Annotated in this window: 22 protein-coding genes; 1 reads left to right on the top strand and 21 read right to left on the bottom strand. The window is 57.3% G+C overall.

Annotation, left to right across the window (positions count from 1 at the left end; genetic code table 11):
- Positions 1–14 precede the first annotated feature (14 nt).
- The 11 genes from KDN35_RS00625 to KDN35_RS00575 form a co-directional block, all read right to left on the bottom strand.
- Positions 15–440, bottom strand: coding sequence for a cell division protein SepF (locus KDN35_RS00625; protein ID WP_171564358.1), 426 nt, complete (start codon positions 438–440; stop codon positions 15–17).
- Positions 441–469: 29 nt separating this feature from the next.
- Complete coding sequence (locus KDN35_RS00620) at positions 470–1,168, bottom strand: YggS family pyridoxal phosphate-dependent enzyme (protein WP_171564359.1); 699 nt, start codon at positions 1,166–1,168, stop codon at positions 470–472.
- Entirely contained in the window at positions 1,165–2,013 is an 849-nt protein-coding gene (gene pgeF, locus KDN35_RS00615) for a peptidoglycan editing factor PgeF (protein ID WP_212131843.1), read from the bottom strand. Before pgeF ends, KDN35_RS00620 begins: the two co-directional genes overlap by 4 nt.
- Before the next feature lie 68 nt (positions 2,014–2,081).
- On the bottom strand, positions 2,082–2,366 hold the full coding sequence (locus KDN35_RS00610; RefSeq protein ID WP_171564361.1) for a YlmC/YmxH family sporulation protein: 285 nt from the start codon (positions 2,364–2,366) through the stop codon (positions 2,082–2,084).
- Between the two features lie 226 nt (positions 2,367–2,592).
- A complete protein-coding gene (gene sigG / locus KDN35_RS00605; RefSeq protein ID WP_171564362.1) occupies positions 2,593–3,372 on the bottom strand; it encodes an RNA polymerase sporulation sigma factor SigG in 780 nt (259 codons plus the stop codon).
- A gap of 207 nt (positions 3,373–3,579) precedes the next feature.
- Complete coding sequence (gene sigE, locus KDN35_RS00600) at positions 3,580–4,302, bottom strand: RNA polymerase sporulation sigma factor SigE (protein WP_171564363.1); 723 nt, start codon at positions 4,300–4,302, stop codon at positions 3,580–3,582.
- A 1-nt stretch (position 4,303) separates the two neighbouring features.
- Complete coding sequence (gene spoIIGA, locus KDN35_RS00595; RefSeq protein ID WP_212131842.1) at positions 4,304–5,263, bottom strand: sigma-E processing peptidase SpoIIGA; 960 nt, start codon at positions 5,261–5,263, stop codon at positions 4,304–4,306.
- A 201-nt stretch (positions 5,264–5,464) separates the two neighbouring features.
- Positions 5,465–6,031, bottom strand: a complete 567-nt coding sequence (cobU, locus tag KDN35_RS00590) for a bifunctional adenosylcobinamide kinase/adenosylcobinamide-phosphate guanylyltransferase (protein ID WP_212131841.1) — start codon at positions 6,029–6,031, stop codon at positions 5,465–5,467.
- A gap of 43 nt (positions 6,032–6,074) precedes the next feature.
- Positions 6,075–6,854 (bottom strand): ABC transporter ATP-binding protein, encoded by a 780-nt coding sequence (locus KDN35_RS00585; RefSeq protein WP_171564366.1) that lies wholly within the window; start codon positions 6,852–6,854, stop codon positions 6,075–6,077.
- Positions 6,855–6,858: 4 nt separating this feature from the next.
- Positions 6,859–7,896 (bottom strand): FecCD family ABC transporter permease, encoded by a 1,038-nt coding sequence (locus KDN35_RS00580; RefSeq protein WP_212131840.1) that lies wholly within the window; start codon positions 7,894–7,896, stop codon positions 6,859–6,861.
- A complete protein-coding gene (locus KDN35_RS00575) occupies positions 7,896–8,900 on the bottom strand; it encodes an ABC transporter substrate-binding protein (RefSeq protein ID WP_171564368.1) in 1,005 nt (334 codons plus the stop codon). Before KDN35_RS00575 ends, KDN35_RS00580 begins: the two co-directional genes overlap by 1 nt.
- 344 nt (positions 8,901–9,244) lie before the next feature.
- Here KDN35_RS00575 and KDN35_RS00570 point away from each other — a divergent pair, with 344 nt between their 5' ends.
- Positions 9,245–9,598, top strand: a complete 354-nt coding sequence (locus tag KDN35_RS00570; protein WP_249178829.1) for a YmaF family protein — start codon at positions 9,245–9,247, stop codon at positions 9,596–9,598.
- A gap of 99 nt (positions 9,599–9,697) precedes the next feature.
- Here KDN35_RS00570 and ftsZ read toward each other — a convergent pair whose 3' ends face one another.
- From ftsZ to spoVE, 10 genes are all read right to left on the bottom strand, one after another.
- Entirely contained in the window at positions 9,698–10,843 is a 1,146-nt protein-coding gene (gene ftsZ / locus KDN35_RS00565; RefSeq protein WP_171564370.1) for a cell division protein FtsZ, read from the bottom strand.
- Between the two features lie 152 nt (positions 10,844–10,995).
- The gene (ftsA, locus tag KDN35_RS00560; protein ID WP_212131838.1) at positions 10,996–12,246 is read right to left on the bottom strand and encodes a cell division protein FtsA; all 1,251 of its coding nucleotides are present in this window, start codon (positions 12,244–12,246) and stop codon (positions 10,996–10,998) included.
- Between the two features lie 139 nt (positions 12,247–12,385).
- A complete protein-coding gene (locus KDN35_RS00555) occupies positions 12,386–12,733 on the bottom strand; it encodes a small basic family protein (RefSeq protein ID WP_171564372.1) in 348 nt (115 codons plus the stop codon).
- A 1-nt stretch (position 12,734) separates the two neighbouring features.
- A complete protein-coding gene (locus KDN35_RS00550; RefSeq protein ID WP_171564373.1) occupies positions 12,735–13,484 on the bottom strand; it encodes a DUF881 domain-containing protein in 750 nt (249 codons plus the stop codon).
- Positions 13,485–13,501: 17 nt separating this feature from the next.
- Positions 13,502–14,236 carry a DUF881 domain-containing protein gene (locus KDN35_RS00545; RefSeq protein WP_212131837.1) on the bottom strand — a complete coding sequence of 245 codons (735 nt, stop codon included), beginning with the start codon at positions 14,234–14,236 and terminating at the stop codon, positions 13,502–13,504.
- Between the two features lie 33 nt (positions 14,237–14,269).
- Positions 14,270–15,061, bottom strand: a complete 792-nt coding sequence (locus KDN35_RS00540) for a cell division protein FtsQ/DivIB (RefSeq protein ID WP_171564375.1) — start codon at positions 15,059–15,061, stop codon at positions 14,270–14,272.
- A gap of 169 nt (positions 15,062–15,230) precedes the next feature.
- A complete protein-coding gene (gene murA / locus KDN35_RS00535) occupies positions 15,231–16,487 on the bottom strand; it encodes a UDP-N-acetylglucosamine 1-carboxyvinyltransferase (RefSeq protein WP_171564376.1) in 1,257 nt (418 codons plus the stop codon).
- A 15-nt stretch (positions 16,488–16,502) separates the two neighbouring features.
- Entirely contained in the window at positions 16,503–17,408 is a 906-nt protein-coding gene (gene murB, locus KDN35_RS00530) for a UDP-N-acetylmuramate dehydrogenase (protein ID WP_171564377.1), read from the bottom strand.
- Positions 17,409–17,524: 116 nt separating this feature from the next.
- Positions 17,525–18,616: an undecaprenyldiphospho-muramoylpentapeptide beta-N-acetylglucosaminyltransferase gene (gene murG, locus KDN35_RS00525; protein WP_171564378.1), complete on the bottom strand. Its 1,092-nt coding sequence runs from the start codon at positions 18,614–18,616 to the stop codon at positions 17,525–17,527.
- A 16-nt stretch (positions 18,617–18,632) separates the two neighbouring features.
- Complete coding sequence (spoVE, locus tag KDN35_RS00520; protein ID WP_171564379.1) at positions 18,633–19,721, bottom strand: stage V sporulation protein E; 1,089 nt, start codon at positions 19,719–19,721, stop codon at positions 18,633–18,635.
- Positions 19,722–19,750 lie beyond the last annotated feature (29 nt).

The raw sequence follows: 19,750 nt of genomic DNA, 5'->3' as shown, positions 1-19,750 counted from the left end.
TTTGCTAGGTTCTCTTACTCTTCGACGACACTGGAGATCGTCCCCTGAATGTCGACGTGATCCGGCGTGCAGACAAAGATGTAGTCGCCCACCTTTTGAATGTCACCGTTCAGCGCGTAGACCGTTCCGCTCAAAAAATCGACGATGCGCTTCGCCTGTTCCTTATCCACCCGCTGCAGGTTGACGACGACCGGCCGGCGGTGACGGAGGTTGTCAGCGATGTCCTGCGCGTCGCTGTAATGTCGTGGTTCACATAAAACCAACCGAATGCCCTCCTTTTCCCGAGCCTGAAACGGCACCACGTTGTTGGCGCGAGGCGCCGGCTGCCGTTTGGTGAAAGACTCCCGCTCCTGCTCTTCGCGCTCCTCTTCCACCGTCTCTTCAATGTATTCTTCGTTATCCAATCCAAAGAACCCCATGATCTTGTTCATTACGCCCATGGCCATCCTCCTCTCGTGCAGCGTTGCGGTCATTCCGGCTTAACCAGGACCGAACCAAGCCGGACATATGTCGCTCCTTCTTCAATCGCCACTTCAAAATCGTTGGACATGCCCATCGACAGCTCTTCGATTGCAGCGTGCGGAAAGTTCCAGCCGTTGATCCGTTCTTTCCATTCCCGCAGGCCGCGGAACACGGGTCGCGCCTCCTCGGGATTTTCGACAAAAGGCGCCATGGTCATTAATCCGACGATCTTTATATGATTCATATTACTGGTTTCCTGCAAAAAAGCCAATACATCATTGGGACTAAGCCCAAATTTTGTCTCTTCTCCAGAGATATTGAGCTGCAGAAAACAGGAAACGACACGGTCCAGCGCTTCCCCGCGCTTGTTCAGCTCCCGGGCCAGCGACAGCCTGTCCAACGAGTGGATGTGTGCAAATTTGCCCACGACGTCTTTTACCTTGTTGGTCTGCAGATGGCCGATGAAATGCCACGTCCCCAGGTGGCCGTAGCGCTCGAATTTGGGCAGTGCATCCTGCACGCGGTTTTCCCCGATATGCTCCACCCCGATGGCCAACAAATCGCCGATCGCGTCGGCGTCGACGTACTTGGTGACGGCGATGACTTTCACCTCTTCCCGCTTCCGGTTGGCTCGATCGCAGGCGGCCGCGATGCGCTCTTCGACGGCTGCCAGCCTCGCTTTCAGCATTTCCCTCTCTCTCGTCACGATTCGTTCACAGCTCCTTTTTCAGACTCTCTCCATCCGATAAACGATGCCATCCGGCCCGTTTTCCCCGCCTCCCTGCGGTGAGAGAAAAACAGGTCGGTCCGGCAGCTTGTACACCATCCCGTCCGCAGCACGCGCTCTGGCGCAACGCCGCATTCCGCCAAAATCTCCGTGTTCAGACGAGGCAGATCCAGCATGTATCGGCCGTTTTCCCGGGGCGTCACGGCGTCTTCCCAGCGAGCAGCCGCCGTCCGTACCCGTTCCATGATTCGCTCGTCCACTTCATAGCAGCAGCCGCCGATGGCAGGACCGATCGCCACCAGCAGCTCCTCCGCCCTGCTGCCGTAGTGACTTTCAAACGCCCGCACCATTTCCTCGGCAATACGCGCCACCGTCCCCTTCCAGCCGGCGTGGGCCAAGCCGATCGCCCGCGACACCGGGTCGAGGAAAAACAGCGGCACGCAGTCGGCATAAAAGGACGTGAGCAGCACGCCCGGCTGATTCGTATGCAGGCCGTCTGTCGCCGGAATGACGTCGTCCAGGCTCTCCCTGCCCGCTCCCATGGATTGGGCGGTCACCTGGCAGACCCGGCTGCCGTGCACCTGATCCGCGCACGTCCAGGCTTCAAACGACATGCCCAGTTCCGCTGCCAGCTTGCGCCGGTTGGCCACCACACGGTTCGGGTCGTCTCCCACGTGCAGGCCCATGTTAAAAGAGTGGTACGCTCCTTCGCTCACTCCGCCGTTTCTGAGGGTAAACCCGGCCGCCAAGCCGGGAAAGCGCTCTTCCCACTCGCGCAGATGCAGCAGCGCGCCGCCCTCTCTGCCAACAAACGGTTCGTTCATGTTGTCACCTTCCTTATATGGCTTATGATACCACAGCCCAAAAGAAAAGAAAGGCTCTCTCGCCTTTCTTACGCCCGGTATTCGTCTTCCCCGCCGGTTTTTGCCTCTACCCGCATCGACTCCTCCAGGCGAACCAACACGACGTCCTTGCCGATCTTGATGATGTTGCGCCAGGGAATCACGTAGTCGTTGCCCGCTGAAAAAAACCCGAGGAATTTGCCCGGTCCGGGGACGACAATCGCCTCCACCCGCCCGTGGCGCAGGTCTATCTCCAGATCGGATATCTGCCCCAGCCGCTTGCCATCCAAAATGTTCACCACTTCTTTGGTCTGGAAATCCGAGATTTTGACCATTTTTCCTCACCTACTTTTTCTCCGTTAGTTCAAGTATATGAACGGGCAGACAAATATGCCCCGGGGAGCGGTGAAAGATTGGACCGGCGTCACGGCGCGTCGATTGCAGAGTCCCATCACGACTTGTAAATTTCACAACTTTCAGACTGTTTCAGTCGCCGAGCAGCTTATACAGAAACAAAAGCCTCCGACGCTGATGGCATGGAGGCTGCTGATGATAAACCCATTACGATTGCACGTGTTTTTGCATGTGGGCGATGGCCGCTTTTTCCAACCGGGAGACCTGTGCTTGGGAAATGCCGATCTCCTCCGCCACTTCCATCTGCGTCTTGCCTTCGTAGAACCGCATGGAGAGAATCATCTTCTCCCGTTCGCCCAGCCGCTGCATGCCCTCGCGCAGGGCGATTTCTTCCACCCAGTTGGCATCCCTGTTCTTCTCGTCGCTGATCTGGTCCATCACGTAGATGGGATCGCCGCCATCCTGATAGATCGGTTCAAACAGCGAGACCGGGTCCTGAATGGCGTCCAGCGCAAACACGATGTCTTCCTTGGGCACGTTCAATTCCTGGGAAATCTCCGTGATGGTGGGTTCCCGCGAATGCTTGTTGGTCAGATTGTCCCGCACCTGAAGCGCCTTGTACGCGATATCCCTCAGGGACCGCGACACGCGGATCGGGTTGTTGTCCCGCAGGTAGCGGCGAATCTCCCCGATGATCATCGGCACGGCGTACGTGGAAAATTTCACGTTTTGGCCGAGGTCAAAGTTGTCGATGGCCTTCATCAGGCCGATGCAGCCCACCTGAAACAGGTCATCCACGTACTCGCCCCGGTTGTTGAAGCGCTGAATGACGCTCAGCACCAGCCGCAGGTTTCCATTGACCAGTTTCTCCCGCGCTGCCAGTTCGCCGTTCTGCAGGCGTTCGAACAGCTCCCTCATCTCTTTGTTGGTAAGCACCGGAAGCTTTGAAGTGTCCACCCCGCAAATCTCTACCTTGTTGCGCGTCACGTCTTACCCTCCTCGAAGCAAGAAAGTTCCCAACCCGGTTGTCTTGAAAGGCCGCGTACCGACGCATCGCCGGATGAAAGAAAACTCGGCGAAGGCCGAGCTTTGCGGCGAGAGCGAGCCGTGTATAGGCGGTTTTACGAGCAAGTGGCGTTGCCACTCTCTGGCACGGTTTAGGAACAGTATCTCCTTCGATTGGGAAATTATGCGCTACACCATTTTGTTGAATTCTTTTCGCAACCGTTTTATAATTCGCTTTTCCAGACGGGAAATGTACGACTGGGAGATGCCCAACAGATCGGCGACGTCCTTTTGCGTCTTCTCTTCTTCTCCCGACAATCCGAAGCGCAGCTCCATGATGATGCGTTCTCTCTCTGTCAGCTTATCCAGCGCTTTTTTCAGCAGCTTGCGGTCCACCTGGTCTTCGATGTTCTTGTAAATGGTGTCGTTGTCCGTCCCCAACACGTCGGAGAGCAAGAGTTCGTTGCCGTCCCAGTCGATGTTGAGCGGTTCGTCGAACGACACTTCCGAGCGAATCTTGTTGTTCCGCCTGAGGTACATGAGAATTTCGTTTTCGATGCAGCGGGAAGCGTAGGTGGCCAGCTTGATGTTTTTCTCCGGATCAAACGTATTGACCGCCTTGATCAAGCCGATCGTCCCAATGCTGACCAGATCCTCGATGTTGATCCCCGTGTTCTCAAATTTGCGGGCGATGTACACGACAAGCCGCAGGTTGCGTTCGATCAGCATGCTGCGCACGGCGGGATCGCCGGACGGCAGCCGGCTCAGGAGAATCTCTTCTTCTTCTCTGGTCAGCGGCGGCGGCAGGGCTTCACTTCCCCCTATGTAGTAGATCTCTTCGGCGCGTGCACCAATCCACAGCAGGAAACGGTACCAGAGCAATTGGAGTTGCAGGCGAAGTTTCACATACATACTAGCCCTCCTGTTCGCGTAAGGGAGTTAGGTTTTGGTCATCGCTTTGTATGATGGCGGGGTGCACGATGGCTTGATACCGGCCGTCGGCGGCCAACGGGATCGGATTGAGACCGATCAGCACCTTCCTGGCAAGGTAGCGGGCGCCATTTTGCACGACGATTACTTCGTCCGGCTTGACGGCGAGCAGAAAATCCATCCCTCGGGACACGCTGCGGTAGGGAATCAGCCGCAGCCGCGACTGCCATTCGGCGGGCACCTGCTCGAAGACCCCGTCCAGGTTTTCCCATGCCGTTGGGCTGCCGATCCGCTGACGAAGCGAAGCCGGCAGGATATGGGCAACCAGTTCGCTCTCCACAATCATCACCGGCTGGCGGGTAATCGGTTCGTGGAGTTGGTTGCCGGTGTCCACCAGTCCGCGACAGACGACGCTTTCCCCTGCGATCGTCACCGTCACCTCGGCGAGGAACGCCTCGATCCGTCGCGGCTCTTGAACGGCATGGTAGCTCTTCCGGCTGAGGACAAAGACGAGGGAAAACCCCACGGCGAGAACGCCCAGCGTCGGTTTGAACCCGACACCGAAGCCGTCACTGTGGAGAGTCACCAACCCGTTCAAGATCTCGTTGTGTGAGGCAAGGAAATACTGCAGGCCAAACACCCCGCCGCCGAAGATGAAGGCCACGAAGTAGAAAATGGCGAGATTGTGCAGAAAGGCACGCAGTCTTCGATTGCCAAACGCGATCCACAGCATGAGAACGGAAAACAACAGCTTCACGGTCCACTGGTACATCGAGGCGAAGGAAGGGAGAAAGAAAAACGCCAGGTACATCGACCCGAACAGAGAAGCAAGCAGGATCCTCCACCATATAACCCGCTCTTTGCGAAAATAGGCCGTAAACCAGAGCAGCAAGGTATCAATGGCCACATTCAGGAGTAAAATGATATCAAGATAGACGATCATCTGCCTTCACCCCCGCCCGGCAAAGACAGTATATATCAATGTGTATGTAAAGTCTGTCAATTCTTGACCGTGTTTTTTCGGATTTTTTGTAGAAGGGACCAGGCGGGGGCTGAGGGCAATTTCGTGCGGGGCACAACCCCTAAAATAAAACGAAAGGGCTGTCGTCACGATGTGTACGACAGCCCTTTATTGTTTTGATCGTCACGGGCGAAAGGCGCGCGATTTCAGCTCCACCGGAATGCCTGCTGTCACCAGAAACACCTGGTCGCTCGCTTCCGCCACCCGCTGATTCATGATGCCGGCCGCATCCCGGAACATCCTGCCAAGCGGATTGTCGGGAACGATGCCGTACCCCACTTCGTTGGAGACCAGCATGATCGTCCCCGGAAACGACCGCAGCACGTCCACCAGTTCGTCCACCTTTTCCAGCGTACGCTCCATCGGCTGCTCCTGTTCAAATTTCAAGAGCCAATTGGACAGCCAGAGTGTCAGGCAATCGACCAGGACCACGCGCTCGCCCGAGCCGATCGCCGGTTCAAAGGAGAGCCCGCGCAAAAAGCCGGCAAGGTCGTACGGTATCTCATGCGTCTCCCACGAAAAGGGCGACTGCTCGCGGCGCTGACGATGGCGGCGTACCCGCTCCCGCAGTTCCTCGTCAAAAACGGGGGATGTGGCGATGTACACGCCTTGTACCCCGAGACGGGCCGCGTACGTTTCCGCAAACGTGCTCTTGCCGCTCCGCGCACCGCCTGTAACCAGCACGATCATGCCCATTTCCTCCTCTCGTATCCGACACGCCGACGACACACTGCTAGCTGCATCCCGATTGCAGCAGGATTTGCGGCGATTGGCGCACCGGGTGTTCAATCACGATCGGCTGGGTGCCGTACACCTCCCGAATCACATCGGCATGCAATATCTCCCGCGGGGCCCCGATCCGACACGGCTGCCCCTTTTGCAGCAAAAGGAGCCGGTCGCAGTACAGCGATGCCAGATTCAGATCGTGCAGGACGGCGATTACGGTCACACCCTCCTGTCTCTGCCAGGCGCGGACCATATCCATGAGCTGCACCTGATAGCCGATGTCCAGGTATGTCGTCGGCTCGTCCAGGAGCAGAAGCCGGGGCTGTTGGACCATCGCCTTGGCCAAGGCCACCCGCTGCTTCTCCCCCCCGCTCAGCCATTCCAACGTGCGGTGCTCGAGGTCGCCCAACCCGAGCATCCGGATGATTGCGTCAACCAGCGAAGCGGCGTTCTCCCGCTCTTCCCCGAGCCAATTTTGATACGGATACCGCCCCATCTCCACCACGTCCCTGACGGTAAACCCGACCGCCGGCAGGGGCTCCTGCTGCAGCACGGCAATCCGGCGGGCCCGCTCCTTGCGCGAGTACGCTTCGAGCGGTCGGCCATCCAGCCAGATGTGCCCCTCATCGGGGGATTCGACGCCGGACAAAAGCTTCAACAAAGTGGATTTTCCGCTGCCGTTGGGGCCGATGATGCCGAAACACTCCCCGCTTTCCACGGAAAAATGAACGTCTCGCAGAATTGGCATGCCGTCGTACGCCTTACCCACTCCGTCAACCCGTACCATCCGTCTACCTCCTCGCCAGCCGTTTGTTTTTCTTCAGCAAATAGGCAAAGAACGGCGCGCCCAGAAAGGCGGTGACCACCCCAAGCGGAATCTCCGTCGGGGCCAGAATCGTGCGTGCCAGCGTGTCCGCCCACAGCACATACGCGGCACCGTATATCACCGACAGCGGCAGCAGCAGGCGGTAGTCCGGGCCTACCAGCAGGCGGACCAGATGGGGCACCACCAAGCCGACAAAGCCGACGACCCCGGCGATGGAAACGGCGGCGGCGGTCAGCAGGGCGGACACACACAGCACCACCAGTTTTGTCCGTTCCACATGAACCCCTAGGTGAGCAGCCTGCCGTTCACCCAGCGCAAACAGGTTTAACGTTCGGCTGTAAGCAGCCAGCACAATCAGTCCGCCACCAAGGTAGGGCACCAGCACGGACGAAAACGCCCAGCCCCGGTACGCCAGACTGCCCATCAGCCAGAAGACGATTTCGTTCACCACCTGATCGGAGAGCGAGACCATGAACGACACCAGCGATCCCAGGAATGCCTGAATGACGACGCCCGACAGCAACAGGGTTTCGACGTGAAACGTGCCGTTCGTGTTGGCCAGCCTAAGGACTGCCCACAGACTGACCATGCCGGTCAGAAAAGCAGCGATGGGAACGGTCCATTGGCCGAGCAGGACAAACTGGAAGCCGAACAAGATGAAGAAAGCGGCACCGACGGCAGACCCCGAAGCCACTCCCAGGGTGTAAGGATCGGCCAGCGGATTGCGCAGCACGCCTTGGAAACCGGCGCCGGCCAGCGACAGACAAGCCCCGACGAGAACAGCCAGCATGATTCGGGGAAACCGCACTTTCATCACGATCTGCTCAGACGACGCCGGCCAGTCGGCAGGGACGTGCTGCCCGATCACTGGAAGTTGATGAAGCAGGATAGCCCACACCTGGGAGATAGGCAGGTGGGCCGCTCCCAGTGACAAGCTGACTACGACCGAGAAGAAAAGGAGCAGGCAGCCTGCTCCTCCCCAGAGAAACAATCGCGTTCTCATCATTTCACCCGATCCGGGTAAATCGCTTTGGCCACCTCATACAGCCCTTGGGTGATCCGGGGGCCCGGGCGGTTCAGCACATTCTGGTCAACACCGACGATCCGCTGATCGCGGACGGCCGTTATCTTGTCCCAACCGCTCCGCTTGCGGATGATCTGCTCCAGGGTCTGGCCGCTTTTATCATCTGTCACGCCGCTCGCATACAGGATCACGTCCGGGTCTTCGTTTAGCACCTTCTCCTCGCTGATCGGGTTCCAGCCTTCCATGTCGTTGGCGATGTTTACGCCTCCTGCCAGTGTGATCAGCTCGTCCATGAATTCACCCTTTCCGACGGTCCAACCGGGAGCGAATTCCACATACACCTTCTTCCGTTCGTTCGGCTTGACGTCCTGCACGGCGTTTTTCACCCGCTGGATGTCTTCCTTCATCTGTGCGACGAGCGTCTCCGCCTGTTCCTGCCGGTTGGTAATCTGACCGAACAGCAGGATGTTGTTCAGGATGTCCTCCGTCGTGCGGGGGTTGGTCTTCCAGACGACCAGGCCAAGCGAACGCAGTTTTTCCGCCACTTGATCCTGCATGGAAATACCCGTAATCACCAGGTCGGGCTGCTGGGCAATGATCGCCTCCTCATTGGGATTGACGATGCCCCCTACTTTCGGCTTGGCTTTGGCTTCCTCCGGGTAATCGTCATAATCAGAGACGGCCACCACACGGTCGCCCAACCCCAATGCAAACAAGATTTCCGTTTCAGCCGGGGACGTGGAGACAATCCGCTCCGGCGCCTTGGCAAACGTATAGGCGGTGCCGGTCGCATCTTTCAGCGTGAGGGGATAACTCGTCTGTTTGGTGCCGGCAGTCGTTTTCTGGCCTGTATTCTGATCTGTGCCGACCGTCGCCGGCGCAGGCGCCTGGTCCGAACCGCCCGTGGTCGGTCCGCTGCCGCCGCAGCCGCCAAGCAGCGCCACGACCAGCGCACCCGTTACAAGCCACAGGGATCGTTTCATCGTTCACTCTTCCTTTCCATATGTATAAATGTATAAAAACTTTCTGGCAGCCCACCGTAAAGCGAAAAAACCCTTTGCATCCGCCGGGAAACAAAGGGTCAGCAAGCACCCGCTGCCGGAATACGATTCGATAGGTATGCGTCAAACCCGTCTGTCATTATATCATTGAGGCGGCAAAAAAAGAAGATACACGGCAAGGGAAAAGCTGCCGTGATCCCTCCCGGAGACGAGATTCCGTACGTTCTCGCAGAATTTGTCGTGATGCGATAGGCATCTACCGTTTCCAGATTTCCCCGGATGGCATGTTATGTAGAAACGTCATTCTTTTGAAAGGCGGTATTCTCTTGCGAAAAAAACGCTCCGATCAGCACACCCATGCCATCGATTTCATTCGCTTCTCCGACACTCCGGGACACATTCATGCGTATTCGACCCGCACCAGCTTCAACCACGGTCATCGCCACCAGGTGCGGGGACGAACGTCGGGGCCCTACCCGGTCCCGGGCAGGGGTCACGTCCACTACTACGAAGGCGTCACCTCGTTTGACGACGGTCACGTTCACTATTTTCGCGGATGGACCAGTCCGCCCATTCCGCTTCCCGGCGGCGGCCATTATCACACATTTGCTGGTGAAACGACGCTCAACGATCGGCATATCCATTCTTACCGGGGACGCACCAGCGAAGGCTACCGCTGACACATCGACGAAGGCTGCCACTGACCCGTCTGCCGTCCGGCGCAGACAATCAAAAAAACCTTGTTCCCCAAGAGGAACAAGGTTTTTTTACGTCCGTCCCTATTTTTTGTTGCGACGGCGGTTGCGCAGAAACGCCGGGATGTCCAGGTTGTCCAGATTGCTCATGGAGAAGAACGATTTTTCTTCTTCCTCCTCCTTGCTGCGGACCGTATTGGTATTGGAGATCGGCGTCGGACGGTTGGTCGCAATCGGCTGCTGTTGCGTACGACGGGCTGCAGCCGCCTGTTTTTGGTTGTCTTCAAAACCGGTGGCGATAACCGTCACGACAATCTCGTTCTTCAATTCCTCGTTGATGACGGCACCGAAGATCATGTTGACGTCCGGATCGGCAGCGGACGACACGATGTCGGCAGCTTCGTTCACCTCATACAGGCTGAGATTGGTACCGCCCGTAATGTTCATCAGCACGCCGCGAGCACCATCGATTGACGTTTCCAGCAGCGGGCTGGAAATGGCACGGCGAGCTGCCTCGGCCGCACGATTTTCTCCGCTACCCACCCCGATGCCCATCAGGGCGGAGCCGCGTTCGGTCATGATCGTCTTCACGTCGGCAAAGTCCAGGTTGATCAGACCGGGCACCGCGATCAGGTCGGAAATGCCCTGCACACCTTGGCGCAAAATGTTGTCCGCCTCGCGGAACGCTTCCAGCATCGGTGTGTTTTTATCCACGATTTCCAACAAACGGTCGTTTGGAATCACGATCAGCGTGTCCACTTTTTCCTTCAGTGCGGCAATCCCCATTTCGCCCTGCATGGCACGCTTGCGCCCTTCAAACGAGAACGGACGGGTAACCACGCCGACAGTCAATGCGCCAAGTTCCTTCGCGATTTCAGCAACGACGGGAGCGGCACCGGTGCCGGTACCGCCGCCCATCCCTGCGGTCACAAACACCATGTCTGCGCCGCGCAAGGCGTTCTCGATCATCTCGCGGCTCTCTTCTGCCGCTTTTTTACCGATTTCCGGGTTGGCCCCGGCACCCAGGCCGCGCGTCAGCTTCTCCCCGATCTGCAGTTTGATTTCTGCATTGGACAGTTGAAGCGCTTGCGCATCCGTATTCAGGGTGATGAATTCCACTCCTTTGACGCCGCCAGCAATCATACGGTTCACCGCGTTGCTTCCGCCACCGCCGCAACCGATTACTTTAATTCGCGCAAAGGATTCCATCTCCATATCAAATTCCAGCATCTTGCTAGTCCTCCCCAATTCAACATGAGAAAAGCTTTGGCTGATGAAGCCTGCGGGGAATGCGGCAGACGGCCGTATTAGTTGGCCGCAGCGGGACATTGTCAATCCTCTGCCGATTCGCCCGATTTAAAATGTTTTGCGGTTGCAGTCGGTTAGATAAACTCGCTGAACCAGTTTTTCACTTTCTCCATGAAGCCGCCGCCTTCCTTCGGCTTGGAAACGGCCTGCTTCTGCACCGCTTTAATCGGAGCGGTGTTGTTTATGTTGCGCCGCTCCAACTGCTGCAGGGCGTACTGAATCAGACCCACGCCGGTGGTATAGGCGGGGTCCCGCACCCCGATGTAATCCGGGATGGCGATGCGAACCGGCGCGTCCAGTTCTTCCTTGGCCAGCTCCAGCATGCCCGGCATCGCCACGGTCCCCCCCGTAAGCACGTATCCGCCGGCGATTTGATCACGAAAGCCCAGCTTGTACACGGCCTCATCCACGAGGTTGAAAATCTCCGCCGCACGCGGTTCGATGATTGTGGCCAGATCCACCTGGGTAAACTGTTTTTCCACATCGCTGCCGATGCGGGTCACTTTAAAGGTGACGTCGTCGGAAGCTTCATCAATCAGGGCACAGCCGTGCTTCATCTTGACGCGGTCTGCCACGTCGGTATGCGTGCGCAGGCCAAGCGCAATGTCATGGGTGATATGGTCTCCACCGATGCCAATGACGGTGGTGGCCGCCAGTTTCCCATGTTTGAAGACACCGATGGTTGTGGAACCGGCACCGATGTCGACGAGGACGACACCCATGTTCTTGTCGTCCTTGGAAAGCGCCACGGTGCTGGAAGCAAGCGGCTGCAGGAAAATTCCCGCCACACGCAGGTTGGTGCGTTCGGCGCAGCGCACAATGTTATGTACGACCGTTTTCAGGCCGGTTACAATTGTTCCTTCCATTTCCAGCCGGACGCCGATCATGCCGCGCGGGTCCTTGATGCTGCCTTGTCCGTCCACGATGTATTCATTCGGTACGACCTCGATTATTTCTCGGTCAGGCGGAATGGCAACAACTTTCGCTGCCTGAATGACGCGTTGAATGTCTTCCTCTCGTATTTCACGGTCCTCGCTGGAAACAGCGACAACCCCTTGAGTTTCATGCAGCTCAATGTGGTTCCCGGTTATACCGACATACACTTCGTCTATCGATACTCCTACCATGCGTTCTGCATGGTCAACAGCTTCCCGGATGGCATGCACGGTTTGGTCGATGTCGACGATCACGCCCTTTTTGATTCCTTCGGAGTGGGCCTGGCCGACACCGATGATGTTGATGGAACCGTTGTTGACCTCGCCAATCATGACGCGAACTTTGGACGTTCCTATATCTAGGCTGACGATAAGTTCATTACTTACCAAACCTGTGACACCTCCCCTGCTACGACTTTCGTCATCGAGTAGTGAATCCATCTGCGTAATTTATTCCACACAGGACTACCATTCCCTTTTTTTCATCATGAATTTTTGTAAAAATATGACCTTCCTCCCAAGAACCACCCTACTCCTGCTCGTTGATCCAGCGAGACAATACGATCCGGCGGATGACCGCCAGATTGTTGAACAAGCGGACCCCAAACGCAACGATGGCTGCCAGGTACAGGTCAATGCCGAGAAAACCGCCCATAAAGGCCAGCCCGGCCGCAAACAGCGTGTTGAAAAAGAAACCGGACATGAAGATGCGCACGTTGAACGTACGTTCCAGATACGAGCGGATGCCGCCGAAAATCGTGTCCAATCCGGCCAGGAGGGCGATGGAGAGGTAGCTAGAGTATTCCTGCGGCACGCGCCAATCCAGCAGCAAGCCGACAGCGATGCCGACAATCAAACCGACGAGCGGGAGCCACATGTTACGAATCTCCTTTTTCTTTGACAGGTTTCATGTATTGGATGACGTGCGGCTCACGATTGGCGGGAATGACAAGCTTGTCCCGCTTCTCGGCCACAATGGTCTTGTTGGCGAGCTTGAAATTCTCTTCCACGCCCTCCAGCTTCAAGGCGGACAGGAGCACATCCGGCTCCCCCAGCGCCTTCAATTCATACGGCGGCTGAATCGTCTTCGTGTCGACCTGAATGGCGTCGCCGACCAAGCGGATGGACGTTGTGGCGATCAGACGGTGTCCGTTGATGGAAACCGCTTGAGCGCCGTTGGCAAAAAGGATGTTGACAAGCCAGCGCAAATCCTCGTCGTCGACCGTATAGCCGCCTGCAACCGCTTCGTGAGAGGACATGTCCACCGCCGGATCGGCCGGCGGCTGCTCTGCTTCCACGATACGCAGCTCAATCCCTTCTCCCTCCACGCTGACCATGCCCGCCATGCGGCGGTTGCGTTCCAACTCTTCCTTCATGACGGAGATGCTTTCGTTTTCGTTGAGAGCCGTCTCGTACTGATAGTAGAGCTGATTGTATTTGGAAATATCGGCCAGCAGATTCTTGTGTCTTTCTAGCTCTTTTTGCAGCGTCGTGCGCAGTTCTGCGATGCTGCGGGACTCCTTCTGCACCGGATGCAGGTTGCTGCGAAGCTGTACCGTCAACATAACACCTATGATAGCACTAATAAAGGCGAGAATAAACGTGATTTTACGGTTTTTTTGCGACATGGAAAATGCTTCCCCCGTCAGGAGTGTTTGGTTTTGGCGTCACCGACAAAGGCAGGCAGGACCACCTTGTCCTTTTTTGCCACCTCGATCTGCACGAAATCCCGCAAGGTGCTGAGGACGCCGCCCGGCAGATTAAGTGCGCTTTCCAGCGTGTTCGGATCGCCAATGGCGGTAATGACGAACGGAGCGGCTGACTTGATGCCGTTGACGATGATCGTGGGGCCGACACAGCGGATGGACGAGTTGCTGACCAGTCGCTGGCCGTTGATGCTGATTGCTTCGGCTCCGGCAGCGCGCAGTTCGTTGACCACCAGGCGCACATCCTGCTCGTGGACGATGTAATTGGTCACATCAGCGCTGCTGGCCGCATTTTGACTGTCCTGCATCGTCACGACGACGCCCGGTCCCTCGACCGGCACGACGCCGGCCATCATCCGCGCCGCTTCCAACTCGCTGAGAATCGCCGCCGCTTCCAACTCGCTGAGAATCGCCGCCGCTTCCGACTTGCGCTGAGCCATCGCCTCCTCCACCTTGCCCACCTGACGCTGCAGGTCCAAGAGCTGGTCCTCAAGCTGGCGGTTCTGCTCCTTCTCCGCCAGGATGCGCTCGTTGAGCTGTGTCTCCTGCTGAAACTGCTGGTCGTTCATGCGTTCCGTCCGCAGCAGTTTGGTCGTTTCGATCGAAGTGGCGATGAGAAACCCGGTACAGAACGTGACGATGGTTAAATACAACTGAAACTTGTGACGACCCATTGGCTGCTTCCCCTTTTATACAGTACTAAGACACTACGACTGTGGAGGCTGTGTATCACCGGACTGCAGCGGGATGGGCGCATCCGGCGTTCCGTACGGCACAAACCACGGCTGCTCAAACAGCGAGAGCACTCCCTTGACGCCCTGCGGCAGTTCCTTGGCAATCGTCGGATACCAGTTGAGCATGGAGTCCAGTTTGTGCAGCACGCTGCGCACTTCGTTGCCGTCGCGCATGTAGAGCGTCACGCGCTGCTTGTCGTACGCCGTGGGCGTCAGCGTGATGTCGGAGATTTCACCAAGCACACCCGGCGACAACTTGGCCAGCGCCTTCGCGAGCTGCGGGAGCAGTTCCGGTGCCGACCAGGAGCTGATCAGCGGCCTGTCCACCACGCGATTGGCAAAATTGACCTGCTTGAGCACCCGCCCGTTTTCCAGCAGCGGATAACGGCTGCCGTCCGGTCCGTTCCAGAATGCCACACGCCGATACTCCTCAACATGCAGTCGAATCACGCCGGGAAAGGAACGCTCGACGGACACGTCCTTGATTCCCTCCAGCGGCTTCAGGCTTGTCCGCACATCGGATTCCCACACGTTGAGAAACTGCATCCCGATGACCAGACCGGAGTTCTTCACAACTTGCTCGGCAGGGTAGATATCGTTTCCGTACACTTGAATCTGCTGAACCTTGCTGTATGGTGAGCGAATAAACACGATGACAAGGATGATCAGAAAAAACAAGCCGAGCAGAAACACCAGCTTGCGGTTGACTCTGCGCTTGGGGCGCTGTTCCTTGACATGCGGAATGCGTTCTTCGTATACCGCCATGAGCCTACCCTTCCTCAATAAGCTGTCGCACGCGCAAGAACATGAAATGCGCGGCGACTGCGTACATATGGTTTACACAAAAAATGGATGTTCATGGATTATCTGACACCGTACAAAACAGGGAAAGCGGCATATCCTTATGCCGCTTGTCACTCTACAACCACCTGAACTATGTCGACGTGCGGGTAATCTCTGCCCCAAGCTGGCGAAGCTGCAATTCCAGCCGTTCGTACCCGCGGTCGATGTGATGAATCTGCGTTACCGTTGTGGTGCCTTCCGCGGCCAAGCCGGCGAGCACAAGTGCGGCACCTGCCCGTAAATCGGTTGCTTCCACGTTCGCAGCCGTCAGTTTGTTGACGCCGCGAATGATCGCAGAACCCAGGTCGACGTATACGGAGGCGCCCATTCGCGCCAATTCGTTTACATGTTTGAACCTTCCCTCAAATATGGTTTCCTTGATGACGCTCGTTCCCCTGGCCTGCGCCAAAAACACCATCAATTGCGCCTGCAAATCCGTCGGAAACCCCGGGAAGGGAGAGGTGATGATCCGTTCGTAAGCGCGGGGTCGAGTCGTACTCTTGATTTCCATTATATCATGGTGGGTCTTGATTTCAACACCACAGCTACGGGCTACCTCGATCAGGGCGGTGAGGTGTTCGGGAATGGTGTTGGTCAGCTCGATATGACCCTGGGCGATACCTGCCGCCAGCAGAAAGGTGCCCGTCACAATCCGGTCCGGAATGATCCGGTAGCTGACCGAACGCAGACGCGTAACGCCGGTGATCTCGATCGTATCGGTGCCGGCGCCGCGAATCCGCGCTCCCATGGCGTTCAGGAAATTCTGCAGGTCAACAATCTCCGGTTCACGCGCCGCGTTGCAGATGCGCGTCGTCCCCTTGGCGAGCACTGCCGCCATCATGATGTTTTCCGTCGCTCCCACGCTGGGGAAGGACAGAAAGATGTTGGTCCCGCGCAACTGCTCCGCCCGAAACGTGATGTAGCCTTCCGCTTCTTCGATTTTTGCACCCAGTGCGGACAATCCCGCGAGGTGCAGATCAATCCGGCGCTCCCCGATATCGCATCCGCCCGGTCTGGATATGGTTACCTCGCCCAGGCGAGCGAGGAGCGGCCCCGCCAGAAATATGGAAGAACGCATCTGGCCCATCAGCTCATCTGGCACGTGCGGTACAGAGACAGACGTTGTATCCAGATCAACACATCCGTCCGCATGCTTCGCCTTGGCCCCCAAGGCCGTCAGGATCTTCAACATCACCTCGATGTCTTTGAGATGGGGAACGTCGTAGATATAAAATTGCCCTTCCGTCAAAACGGATGCGGCAAGGATGGGTAGGGCAGCGTTCTTTGCTCCTTGGATCCGAAGCGTGCCGGACAGAGGTCTTCCGCCATCGATCGTAAAAGTCTCCAAACTTTCACCTCCGTGTTACCCCTCGCCCACCACCAACACTTCCGGATGCATCTCGACGCCGAATTTTTCTTTGATCGTACATCTGATGTGATCCATCAGGGTGAGGACGTCGGCAGCCGTGGCCCCTCCGCGATTGACGATAAAGTTGGCGTGTATCTCAGAGACCTGAGCTCCTCCAATCTGAAAGCCTTTTAATCCGGCCGCTTCGATCAGCCGTCCGGCGTGATCTCCCGGCGGATTGCGGAACACGCTGCCGGCGCACGGCATCTGCAGGGGCTGCGTCTGCCGGCGGCGATCCTTGTACGCAGCCAGTGTGGCCGCAATCTCCTTGCGGTCGCCCTTGCGCAGACGGAAGCGCGCCTCAAGCACGATTCCCTTGCGCTTTTGCAGAAGAGACGTACGATAGCTGAAGCTCAGCTCTTCATTGCTCAACACCTTTACCTCGCCATTTTCGAAGAGTATCTCGGCTTCTAGTAGAATACGTGAAAGATCAGATCCGTGAGCCCCCGCATTCATGTAGACGGCTCCGCCTACTGTACCAGGAATGCCTCCCGCAAACTCCATGCCTGTTAACCCCATCTTGCCTGCCTCCACCGCCAGGCGGATCATGGAATATCCGGCACCCACACACACCTCTTCGCCCCTGAACTCGCAGTGACTCAAGCCCTCAGCCACCTTGAGCACGGCTCCGCGAATCCCTCCGTCCCTCACCAGAAGGTTGGAACCGCGCCCAATAACACTCCAAGGAATTTCGTGACGATGGATGATTTGCAAGGCTTTCTGCAAGGATGCTTTATCCTTGGGTTGGATTAACAAGTCAGCAGGACCCCCGATCCGCCACGTCGTATGGTTGGCGAGAGGTTCATTGGTCCACACTTTTCCAATACCTGCTTGCCTCAACTCATCTGCGATTTGTTTCATCTGTGAACCTCCTGATACACATGCTAGGTCGGACCTATGTCTTATCACGTGTTTGCTTCATCCTATGCGATCGCCCATAACGGCGTGACAATCGCCCAGACGTCCGTTTTTTGCCTCTAAAGGCTTTTCATCAACCGATAGATTTCCGTTGCCGCCTGCGGCATCCCCAACTTGAGCGAGGCCTCCCGCATGGACGCCCAGCGCTTCCGGTCGCTCAACAGTCTGGTTAGCGACTGACGCAGCCGCTCGCCGGTCAGCTCCCGCTCCAGGATGACTTCAGCCGCTCCCTCCTTCTCCAGTCCGCGTGCGTTTTTCTCCTGATGGTTGTTGGTCACGTACGGGGACGGGATGAGAATGGCGGGGATGCCCAAGGCAGTGATTTCCGCCAACGTGGATGCGCCTGCCCGGCTGACCAGCACATGCGTAGCCGCCAGAACATCCGGCATATTGTGGACGAACGGCAGGAGGGAAATGTTGCGCGGCAGGTCTCCCTTTTCCCGCAGAGCGGCGGTAATTGCCTCGTAGTGAACTTCGCCGGTCACGTAGACAAAGTGGGTATCTTCAAATTGTTCCAACTCCGGCACGATGGACAGCACCGCTTCGTTGATCGCTTTCGCCCCGCGGCTGCCGCCAAACATGAGGACGATACGCTTGTCCCCGCCGATGCCCAAAAACGAACGGCCCGCCCGCTCGTCTCCGTGCATCACTTCCGTCGCCCGGGGATTGCCGGTCAGCACGCTTTTTGACCGGGGGAAAAACGACAGGGACTCGGGAAACGACACCGCCACCTTGTCGACGAACCGGGTAAGAAATTTGTTGGTCAGGCCGGGCACCACGTTTTGCTCGTGGATGATGGTGGGAATCCCCAGCCGGGCCGCCGCGTAGACCACCGGGCCGCAGACGTACCCTCCCGTGCCGATGACCACGTCCGGCCGAAAACGCTGCAGCATCTGTTTCGACGCGGAGACGGCGCGGAAAAACTTCCACAGGGTCTTGACGTTGTCCAGGGTGAGCTTCCGCTTCAAGCCGACAATTTCCACCGATTCAAACGGAATCCCGGCCCGCGGCACAATCTGGGCCTCCAGGCCGTGCTTGCTGCCGATATACAAAAAGGCCGCCTGCGGTTCCTGGCGGGACACTTCTTTCGCCACCGCAAGCGCCGGGTATATATGTCCACCTGTGCCTCCACCTGTGAGGACGACACGCATACGATCACCTTCTATTCTATCTGGAAAAACGCGAAATGTTTAACAGCACACCGACCCCGGTCAGCATCAGCGTCAGCGACGAGCCGCCGTAGCTTAAAAACGGCAGGGTGATTCCGGTAACCGGAAACATGCCGGTCACCACACCGACGTTGATGACCACCTGGATCGCAATCATTCCGATGATGCCCAGCGCCAGCAGACTGCCGAACAGATCCGGCGCTGTAATCGCCGTGCGCATGCCCCGCCACAACAGCAACAGGAACAGCAGGAGCACCAGTGATCCGCCGACAAAGCCAAGCTCCTCGGCAATCACCGAGAAAATAAAGTCGTTGTAGGGCTCCGGCAGGTAGAAGTGCTTCTGCCGGCTCTGCCCCAGCCCCAGGCCAAACAGCCCGCCGGGACCGATGGCGTACAGGGACTGGATGATCTGGTACCCGGTGTTCAGCGGGTCCTGCCATGGGTCGAGGAACGAGGTGATCCGCTTGATCCGGTACGGTGCGGACAGAATCAGTCCGACAAACCCGGCCAGGCCAAGCACGCCCAAGCCGATGAAGTGGCTGATCTTTGCCCCGGCGGCGAAAATCATCACCAGCGCGGTACCCATCAGCACGGTACCCGTCCCCAGATCAGGCTGCAGCATGATCAGGGCGAAACATACGGTCGGGATCGCCAGAGCGGGCACCAGCCCTTTGCGAAACTGCACGATCAGCTTTTGATTGTCGGAGAGCCAGCGGGCCAAAAAGGCGACGACTCCCAGCTTGGCGAATTCACCCGGCTGAATCCCGAACGCGCCGATGCCCAGCCAGCTCTTGGAGCCGTTCACCTCGATGCCGATGACCAGCACCAGGATCAAGAGGCCGATGCTGGCGTAAAACGCGACTTTGGCCCACCGCTTCCAGATCCAGTAGTCCATGTTCATCGTCAGGTACATGGAGGTGATCCCCAGCAGGGCAAAAATCAACTGCCGCTTGGCAAAGAAAAACGGGTCGTTGAACTTCTGCGCCACGATCGCGCTGGCGCTGTACACCATCACGATGCCTATTCCCAATAAAAAAAGTGTTGCAAAAATAATTACGAAGTCGGGAGCGGAGCGGGACTTGCTCATTGTGACAGGTCATCCTTTCTCGCGCCGTC

Origin of the sequence: Brevibacillus sp. NL20B1, from assembly GCF_018195675.1 — a bacterium.
Lineage (GTDB): Bacteria > Bacillota > Bacilli > Brevibacillales > Brevibacillaceae > Brevibacillus > Brevibacillus aydinogluensis.
The sequence above is the reverse complement of the archived record's forward strand: the minus strand, read 5'-3'. Positions and strand labels throughout refer to the sequence as shown.

Excerpts from the sequence above, each read along its gene's own strand:
- KDN35_RS00585 (WP_171564366.1), bottom strand. The coding sequence starts at position 6,854 with ATGGTACGGGTTGACGGAGTGGGTAAGGCGTACGACGGCATGCCAATT.
- KDN35_RS00555 (WP_171564372.1), bottom strand. The coding sequence starts at position 12,733 with ATGTGGCTCCCGCTCGTCGGTTTGATTGTCGGCATCGCTGTCGGCTTG.
- KDN35_RS00580 (WP_212131840.1), bottom strand. The coding sequence starts at position 7,896 with ATGAGAACGCGATTGTTTCTCTGGGGAGGAGCAGGCTGCCTGCTCCTT.
- KDN35_RS00540 (WP_171564375.1), bottom strand. The coding sequence starts at position 15,061 with ATGGCGGTATACGAAGAACGCATTCCGCATGTCAAGGAACAGCGCCCC.
- KDN35_RS00625 (WP_171564358.1), bottom strand. The coding sequence starts at position 440 with ATGGGCGTAATGAACAAGATCATGGGGTTCTTTGGATTGGATAACGAA.
- KDN35_RS00575 (WP_171564368.1), bottom strand. The coding sequence starts at position 8,900 with ATGAAACGATCCCTGTGGCTTGTAACGGGTGCGCTGGTCGTGGCGCTG.
- cobU (WP_212131841.1), bottom strand. The coding sequence starts at position 6,031 with ATGATCGTGCTGGTTACAGGCGGTGCGCGGAGCGGCAAGAGCACGTTT.
- murG (WP_171564378.1), bottom strand. The coding sequence starts at position 18,616 with ATGCGTGTCGTCCTCACAGGTGGAGGCACAGGTGGACATATATACCCG.
- KDN35_RS00545 (WP_212131837.1), bottom strand. The coding sequence starts at position 14,236 with ATGGGTCGTCACAAGTTTCAGTTGTATTTAACCATCGTCACGTTCTGT.
- KDN35_RS00610 (WP_171564361.1), bottom strand. The coding sequence starts at position 2,366 with ATGGTCAAAATCTCGGATTTCCAGACCAAAGAAGTGGTGAACATTTTG.
- spoVE (WP_171564379.1), bottom strand. The coding sequence starts at position 19,721 with ATGAGCAAGTCCCGCTCCGCTCCCGACTTCGTAATTATTTTTGCAACA.
- pgeF (WP_212131843.1), bottom strand. The coding sequence starts at position 2,013 with ATGAACGAACCGTTTGTTGGCAGAGAGGGCGGCGCGCTGCTGCATCTG.
- sigE (WP_171564363.1), bottom strand. The coding sequence starts at position 4,302 with ATGTATGTGAAACTTCGCCTGCAACTCCAATTGCTCTGGTACCGTTTC.
- murB (WP_171564377.1), bottom strand. The coding sequence starts at position 17,408 with ATGAAACAAATCGCAGATGAGTTGAGGCAAGCAGGTATTGGAAAAGTG.
- ftsZ (WP_171564370.1), bottom strand. The coding sequence starts at position 10,843 with ATGCTGGAATTTGATATGGAGATGGAATCCTTTGCGCGAATTAAAGTA.
- spoIIGA (WP_212131842.1), bottom strand. The coding sequence starts at position 5,263 with ATGATCGTCTATCTTGATATCATTTTACTCCTGAATGTGGCCATTGAT.
- KDN35_RS00550 (WP_171564373.1), bottom strand. The coding sequence starts at position 13,484 with ATGTCGCAAAAAAACCGTAAAATCACGTTTATTCTCGCCTTTATTAGT.